The sequence below is a fragment of the Actinosynnema sp. genome (genome assembly GCF_052038725.1).
This window is the reverse complement of the sequence record NZ_JBQGCX010000737.1, coordinates 1-7802: the sequence shown is the minus strand read 5'-3', so window position 1 is coordinate 7802 and position 7802 is coordinate 1. Positions and strand designations below refer to the sequence as shown.

Genomic DNA, 7802 nt, shown 5'->3' with positions numbered 1-7802 from the left:
GGGCAGCGCGGCGTTCAGCTCGACCGTCGCCGCCGCCATGCCGGTGTGGTGCATCCCCGCCACGGCCAGGCCCATCACCAGCCCGGCGGCGACGCAGGCCAGGGCGGTGCGCACGACCACGGTGAACCACAGCGCGGCGGTCGCGGCGGCGATCGCGATCAGCACCGACAGCACGACGAGCAGCGGGTTGTAGCTGAGCGTGCCCTTGAAGCTCACCGCGGCCATGCCGAGGTAGTGCATCCCGGCGACGCCCAGGCCCGAGACCGCGCCCGCGATGAGCAGCTTGGCGCGGGTGACCGGGGTCAGGGTGATCATCGCCAGCGCGCCGCCCATGAACGTGACGGCCAGCAGCGCGGACAGCGCGGTCAGCGGCGCGGAGAAGTAGCTGGTGGCGCCGGGCTGGAACTCCAGCATGGCCACGAAGTGCATGAGCCAGATGCCGACGCCGCCGATGGAGAACGCGGCGAGCACGGTCCAGACGACCTTGCTGCGCTCGGTCTCCTCGTGGCGGGCGCGGGCCGTGCAGGACAGGCCGATGAGCGACCCCACCACGGACACCACGTAGGACATGAGGACGATCCACGGGCCCGAGGTGAAGTGCTGCATCGTTTCGTGGTTCACAGGTGCCGGTCCCGTCGTCGGTGCTGGATGTGCTGTCCGTTAGTAACGCGCGCACTCGCGCACCACTAGTTCGGACTAACAGAAGTTCACCCACTTGAGATATTTAATGGGGTTTTAAATCCCGTGCGTAGCACCACCGGCACGCAGCGCCACGAGGTCCGGTCCGCGATTCAAGATCAATTCAACGCGTCCGGCGGACGCGGGCTCCCGGAATTACCCGAATAATCTTCGGGTAATGGTCGGGGCGCCGCGCCGACGCGCCCCGCCGGGGCGTGCCCGACCGGTCCCGGTGGGTAACGATCGACGTCGGGGCCTCGACAACGACGGCACGTGCAACCGAGTGCAGCGGCGGCGCGCGCCGTTCACCACGGGGCCGGTGCGGCGGCGGCGCGAGAGGGGACCGATGACGGACGCGCTGGTGAAGGAACTCCGGGAGCTCAGCCGGAGCAGGGGGGTGCACGTCCCCGCGATCGACCGGCACGTCGGCCCGGAGCTGCGCGGGGTCTGCGGCGTCGAGGCGGGCGACGGGGCGGCGGCGGTCCGGGAGAAGGTGGTGGCCTGGGCGGTGCTGGCCGCGCAGGACCTGCCCGAGGACATGCGGGTGGCCGCGCTGGTCGCGCTCGCCGTGCACGAGAGGGCGCGCGACCCGTTCCTGCGCGAGCGGATCAACTGGCTCGCCGACGAGTACCGGATCGGCGAGCGCACCGCGCGCAGGCGGGTCGAGCAGGCGCTGACCAGGCTCGCCGAGGTCGGCGAGATCGCCGCGCCCGCGCCGGTCGCGACGCCGGGCGAGCACGCGCCGCCGTGGTGGTTCTCCCGGTTCAAGGCGGTGCTGCGGCTGGACGGGCCGACGCCGGTGTGCACCGAGGACCGCACGGTCGTGTCCGGGGTCGACGGGCTGGAGGCCATCACCTGGTCGATCAGCCTGCCGCCCGCGACGCCCGGCGGGCCGCCGGGGACGCTCGACGTGCAGGTGGTGAACGGGGTCGAGCGGATCGCCCAGGAGCAGCCGTCGGCCCGGCGGCACCTGCTGCACCTGCGCCTCCCCCGACCGCTCGACCTCGGCGAGGAGCACGACTTCTCGCTCCAGGTGAGCCTGCCGAGGGGGCAGGAGATGCAGCCGAGCTACGTGTTCTGGCCGGAGCGGCCGTGCGCGGACTTCCGGCTGACCGTCCGGTTCGGCCAGGAGCGGCCACCGGAGCGGGTGTGGCGGGTGGACGGCGCCTACCACCGGGACGCGGACGACCCGGCGCCCGAGCCCGACCTGATCGAGGTGGACTCGATCGGCGAGGTGAAGTACGCGGCGAGCGGCCTGCGCCCGGACCGGGGCTACGGCCTGCAGTGGCGCCTGCCCTGACCCGGCTCCCCACCGGGTCGATCGCGCGTCCGGCCCTCGACGAAGCGGGTCGAACGCGCGGCGAAAGCCCCCCGGTTCAACCGGGGAGCGGGCGGAGGACACCCCTCGCGAGCCGGAAACCACCGGAATCGCACCCCGATCCCGGCCTCCTCCGCCCCGACAGCCCTCCGCCTGCGCTCACCCGCCCCGAGCGGCGGCGCCCTCCCGGCCGGGCGCCCGAACAGCACGCCGCTCCTCGGGTCGAACCACTACCCCCGCAAGCGCTCGCCACCCCCGGTGGCATACCGGCGGAGGGCTTTTCCACCCCGATGGCCCACCGATCCGATGCTTTTCGGTCCCGGAGGACCCTCGGCCGGCTTGGGTGAGCCCCGATCCGAGCGGCGCCCCGGCCGAGGCGTCTCCGGTGGGCGGAACGGGCCCGCCCACCGCTCAGGCCACCTCCAGCCCGCGCCGCCGGGTCCGGCGCAGCGCGACCGCGAGCAGGGCGTGCGCGCTGCCCGCGTGCGGGATCGCCCCCCGGTCCACCAGCTCCAGCGCGTGCTCGAACGCGGGCCGCCACACCGCTCCCCCGCCCTCGGCGCGCTCGCGCAGCCCGGTCGCCAGGTACAGGTGCTCGGCGTGGTCGGTCACGCTGTCCGCCCCGTGCACCACCCCGACCCGCTCCCACCCGTCCGCCTCCAGCCCGGTGCGCTCCAGCAGCTCCCGGCGCGCGGCCTCCTCCGGGCCCGCGTCGGCGGGCGCGACCGGGCCGCCGGGCAGCCGCCACTGGGTGCACCGGTGCGGGTAGGCCCACTGCCGGGTGAGCAGCACCCGGTCCCGCTCGTCCAGGGCCAGCACCGCCACCGAGGGCCGCACCACGACGTGCGCCCTGACCTCCCGCTCCCCGTCCGGCCGCAGCACCACGTCCTCGACCACGTCGAACGCCTCTCCCCGTCGCACCACCTCCGTGGTCAGCCGCTGCCACACCACCAGGGCCCCCGCCCCGTCCGCGAATTCAGCCACCATGCCCACCATGAAACCACTCGGTCGCGTTTCCCAACCCCCCACAAGGCGGCCAATTCGTGGACAACCGGAAAGGCCCGCGCGATCGACGGTAAAGCATCCGGGGGCGATGCAGAACACCTGGCAGCGATCTGGCAAGGCATTGGCCACGATCTGGCCACCACCACGACCACCGCCACCACCTGCGACAACGCCGGAAAACCGCAGTCCGACGCCCCGAACCCCCGGCCACCTGCGGCGACCCGCGAACACGCCTGAAGGACAATTCCCGGCCACTTAGTGGACGTTCTGCGCCGAGGTCGCACAAATTCGCCCGCCCGGTGCACACTGCACCCTGGCAAACGTTTTCAGGGGGTGTTCTCCGGATGCACGAGCGGGAGGGGGCTGGTCGCGGTGAGCGTGCCTGCGCAGCGGACGACGAGCAGGGGCGGCGGGCGGGGGCCGCGCGCCTGGGCGGCGGGTGGGCCCCGGATGGTGCGGGTGACGTTCTCGGCGGTGCTGCTGATCAGGGCGGGCGGCGCGCGGGTGCTGTTCGAGCAGCGGGCCGAGCGCGGCGTGTTCGGACCGGTCGGCGACGTGCTGCGGGGCCACCCTCCCGCCTCCGACGTGCTGCGCGGCCTCGGCTTCCGGGGGCAGCGGTGGGCGGGCTGGGGACCGGGGCCGCTGGCGGAGCTGGACGGGGAGGTGCCCGCGCGCTCGCTGGCGGAGCTGCGGCGGTGGTTCGACTGCGGCGCGTACCGGGAGGACGCGGCCGAGTGCCTGCGCCGGGCGCTGGCGTCGACCCTGACCGGTCTGGGCGCGGCCGACCTGGCCGAGGACGTGGCGTCGGCGCGCTTCGCCCCGCTGGGCGTCGAGGTCCTCGGCCCGGAACCGGTGCCGGGCAGCCCGCACCGCCGCCTGCGGCACCGGGAGCACCACGAGCTGGTCTGCGTGGACGCGCGAGCGCACCGCCTCCGCGACCGACTGCTGGAACTGGCGGCCGACCCGGACGTGCGGGAGGTGCTGGCGGCGACCGAGGAGCAGATCGCACGCGGCCGGGCGGGGGCGGCGCTCGTGGCCGCGCACGCGGCGGTGGCGTGGGAGGCGGTCGGGGCGGGAGCGGGGGCGGTGGGCACGGGCGTGGCGGAGGTCGGCGTGGCGGAAGTGGGCACGGCAGAGGTGGCCGCCGGGGCGGCCGGGTGGTCGGCCTTCCGGGACGTGGGGTGGGCATCGACGGTGGGAGCGGACCCCGGTTCAGGCGTGCGGGCGGCGATCCGGGGGGCGAACTCGGGCGATTCGGCGGGAACGGGGGTGGATCGGGGCGCGGAATCCCCCGGAGCCGGGCGGGCGCGGAGCGCGCGACCGGTACCGCAGGCGGGGGCGGGCGCCGGAATGACGGCGGATTCGGCGGTCGGACCGATTTCGGGGGCCGATTTGGAGTTGGGCGGGGCTCGCGCACTCCCCGATCGACCGTTTTCGGCCCTGGCAACCCCACTAATCGAGCCGATTTCACCGGAAGCGCCACCGGTTCCGGCCGCGACGAGCGCGGCGTTCGCACTGGAAGCCGATTCGGCTGGCAGGCAGGTGGGCAGCGGAGAGGCGGGTGGCAGGCAGGCGGCAAGCAGGCAGGCGACCAGCGGGCAGGCGGCCATGGCCAGTGGACAGGTGGCCAGCAGGCAGGCGGGCGGCAAGCAGGTGGCCAGTGGGCAGGTGGCCAGTGGGCAGGTGGCCAGCAGGCAGGCGGCCGGCAGGCAGGCGGCCATGGCCAGCGGGCAGGTGGCCGGTGGACGGGCGGGCAGTCGACAGGCGGCCTCCGGCCCCGCATCGGCCGTCCCCCGGTCACCGGGCGGGGCGTGCGCGGGGTGCGCGAGGTACCCGGCGTCAGCGAGGTGCGCGGCGTCCACAGCGTCCGCGGCATCCACGCCGCCCACAGCGTCCACGCCGCCCACGGCGTCCACGCCGCCCACGGCGTCCACGGCGTCCACGGCGTGTGCGGCGCCCGCGGCGTCCGCAACGTCCGCGGGGTGTGCCCCGTGAGCAGGCCGCACGCCCGACGGCGGGTGCTGGTCGGGGGTGGGCGGGGGGAGGTCGCGGTGGTCGACTGCGTGCCCACCGCCCGGTTGTGCCCGGACGGCACGGTGGCCGTCGACGTGGTGTTCGACCTCGGCGCGCTGCCGCGCGGGTGGCGGTACGCGGTGGCGTTCGTGCGCGGCGAGCTGTCGCCCGACACGGCCGCGGTCGGGCTGGACGGGCCCGCCGGGGTGCGGGTGTCCGGGATCGGCGGCGCCCGGTTCACCTGGTACGCGGGCGACTTCACCGGCCCCGGACTGCCCGGCGGGCCGCTGCGGCTGCGGCTCGTGGTGCCGTCCACGCGCGAGGAGCGCGAGGTGCGGCTCGCGCTGCGGCTCGACGCCTCCTACCTGCGCCCCCGGCTCGGCGGGCTCGGGCGCGGGCCGCTCGGGCACGCCACCGCCGACGTGCCCTGGGTGTTCCCGCTGGTCCTGCCCGCCGACCCGACCGCCTCCCCCGCGACGCCGTCCGCGCGCGTCGCCTCCCGTCGGGCCGAGCGGTTGTGCCTGGTCGCGGACGTGGAGCGGTACAGCCGGTTCACGCCCGAGGAGGCCAAGGCCGCGCAGGCGCGGTTCGTGGAGGTGCTGCGGGTGGTGCTCGCGCACGCGGGCGTGGAGGAGTCCGCGGTGGCGCGGCAGAAGGCCGGGGACGGCCAGTTCGCGGTGCTGCCGTCCGGGCTCGACCCCCTGACGGCGGTCCCCCGGCTGGTGGAGGGGTTCGCGCTGGCGCTGCGCGGGGTGAACCTCGGGTTGGACGCGCACTCCCGGCTGCGGCTGCGGGTCGCCCTGGACCGGGGTGTGGTCGAGCCGGGCGTGAACGGGTGGGTCGGCGACGCCACGATCGCGGTGAACCGGCTGGTGGACTCGCGCGCCCTGCGCGAGGCGCTGCGCGACGCGCCCAGGGCCGACCACGCGCTCGCCCTCTCGGACGGGCTGCACCGGGAGGCGACCGCGCCGGGAGCGGGGCTGCCGGGGTTCCACCGGGCGCTCGTGGAGGTGCCGGAGACGGGCTTCAGCGCCCCCGCCTGGCTGCGCGTTCCCGCCGACGAGTGACCTCCCTTAAGGGGGTGTGGTTGCGGGGTGTGCAGGGATCTCCGCAGCTGCGCGCACCGGGACGCCCGGCCGGGGGCGCGGGCCGCACTAGGGTCGCCGGATGGTCGGCGTGCGGCTGCTCCGCGTCCTGTCCCTGCTGCTGGCGGTCGCCGCGGTGGGCGTCCTGTCCGCGCTGGCGTTCCGCCCGCCGCAGCCCGTGGCGGCGGACGCGCCGGACGGCGACTTCTCGTCCGGGCGGGCGATGGCGCACCTGCGGGAGATCGCCCAGCGCCCTCACCCGATCGGCAGCGAGGAGAACGCGCGGGTGCGCTCGGTGATCGCCGGGATCGCGCGCGGGCACGGCGCCGAGGTCGTGGAGGAGACCGACCGGGTGCTGGTCGAGCTGCCCGAGCGCGGCGTGACCAGGGACGCGGTCGTGCACAACGTGGTGGCGCGGGTGCCGGGGACCGCGCCGGGCGGCCGGGCGCTGCTGGTGGTCGCGCACCACGACTCGGTGCCCACCGGCCCCGGCGCGGCCGACGACGGGGCGGCGGTCGCGGCGGTGCTGGAGGCGATCAGGGCGCTGGGGGCGTCCGGCGGGGTGCGCGACGACGTGGTGTTCCTGTTCACCGACGGCGAGGAGAGCGGCTCGGTCGGCGCGCGGGCGTTCGTGGCGCGGCACGGCGTGGCCGGGTTCTCGGCGGTGCTGAACTTCGAGGCGCGCGGCAGCGGCGGCCCGGTGTGGATGTTCGAGACGGGCGCGGGCAACGGGCCGCTGGTGTCGGCGTTCGCGGGCGCGAGCAGCAGGCCGATCGGGAACTCGCTCGCGAAGGAGGTGTACCGGCTGATGCCGAACTACAGCGACTTCACCGTGTTCACCGACGCGGGCGCGAACGGCCTGAACAGCGCGTTCATCGAGCACGTCGAGGACTACCACTCGATCGAGGACACCCCGGAGGGCCTGGACGAGGGCAGCCTCCAGCACCACGGGGAGACCGTGCTGGGGCTGGTGCGGGCGCTGGGGAACGCCGATCCGGGGCTGGTGGCCTCGGGGTTCGCCGGGGGTGACGCGGTCTACTTCGACCTGTTCTCGCGGGTGCAGGTGGCCTACCCGGTGTGGTTCGCGGTGGGGCTGGCGGTGGTGACCGCGCTGGGCCTGGTCGCCGGGGTCGTGGTGGGGGCGCGGCGCGGCCGGATCAGCGCGGGCGGGGTGCTGCGGGTCTTCGGGGTGCTGCTGGGCGCGGTGGTGGTGGCGGCGGTGGCCGCGCTGCTGGGGTGGCGGGTGGTGGCGCGGGCCCAGCCGAGGGTGGAGTTCGCGGCGCTGGACAACCCGGCCGAGCCCGGCTGGTTCACCGCCGGGTTCTGCCTGCTGGGGCTGGCGGCGCTGCTGGTGGCGGCGCGGGTGCTGCGCGGGCGGCGGCCCGGTGAGCTGGTGGCGGGCGGGCTGCTGCTGGGGGCGCTGCCGCTGGTGGCGGCGGCGGTGCTGGTGCCGGGGGCGACGTGGCTGCTGCAGTGGCCGCTGCTGGCCGGGCTGCCCGCGCTGTGGTGGGCGGCGCTGCGGGAGGAGGGCGGCGGCCGGTCCGCGCTGCTGGAGTCGCTGGCCCCGCTGGTGGCCGCCGCGCTGTACCCGCCGGTGGTCGGCACGCTGCTGGTGGCGCTGGGCACGCCGCTGCTGGTCGCCGGGGTCGGGCTGGCCGGGGTCGCCGGGGTGCTGCTGGCCCCGCTGCTGGTCAGGCTGCCCG

Annotated in this window: 6 protein-coding genes; 4 read left to right on the top strand and 2 right to left on the bottom strand. The window is 75.9% G+C overall.

Annotated elements, in window-relative coordinates; genetic code table 11:
- A partial coding sequence (locus tag ACTUAL_RS15295) for an MHYT domain-containing protein (protein ID WP_440900724.1) occupies positions 1 to 606 on the bottom strand: 606 nt, incomplete at its 3' end.
- Between the two features lie 418 nt (positions 607 to 1024).
- Here ACTUAL_RS15295 and ACTUAL_RS15290 point away from each other — a divergent pair.
- Positions 1025 to 1978 carry a hypothetical protein gene (locus tag ACTUAL_RS15290; protein ID WP_440900723.1) on the top strand — a complete coding sequence of 318 codons (954 nt, stop codon included), beginning with the start codon at positions 1025 to 1027 and terminating at the stop codon, positions 1976 to 1978.
- 429 nt (positions 1979 to 2407) lie between these two features.
- On the opposite strand, the gene ACTUAL_RS15285 is transcribed toward ACTUAL_RS15290, so the two are convergent.
- Positions 2408 to 2983 carry an NUDIX domain-containing protein gene (locus ACTUAL_RS15285; RefSeq protein WP_096497679.1) on the bottom strand — a complete coding sequence of 192 codons (576 nt, stop codon included), beginning with the start codon at positions 2981 to 2983 and terminating at the stop codon, positions 2408 to 2410.
- 390 nt (positions 2984 to 3373) lie between these two features.
- Between ACTUAL_RS15285 and ACTUAL_RS15280 the strand changes: the two genes are divergently transcribed.
- The 3 genes from ACTUAL_RS15280 to ACTUAL_RS15270 all read left to right on the top strand — a co-directional run.
- Entirely contained in the window at positions 3374 to 4996 is a 1623-nt protein-coding gene (locus tag ACTUAL_RS15280) for a hypothetical protein (RefSeq protein WP_440900722.1), read from the top strand.
- A complete protein-coding gene (locus tag ACTUAL_RS15275; RefSeq protein ID WP_440900721.1) occupies positions 4993 to 6081 on the top strand; it encodes a hypothetical protein in 1089 nt (362 codons plus the stop codon). Before ACTUAL_RS15280 ends, ACTUAL_RS15275 begins: the two co-directional genes overlap by 4 nt.
- Before the next feature lie 100 nt (positions 6082 to 6181).
- A partial coding sequence (locus tag ACTUAL_RS15270; RefSeq protein WP_440900720.1) for a M20/M25/M40 family metallo-hydrolase occupies positions 6182 to 7802 on the top strand: 1621 nt, incomplete at its 3' end.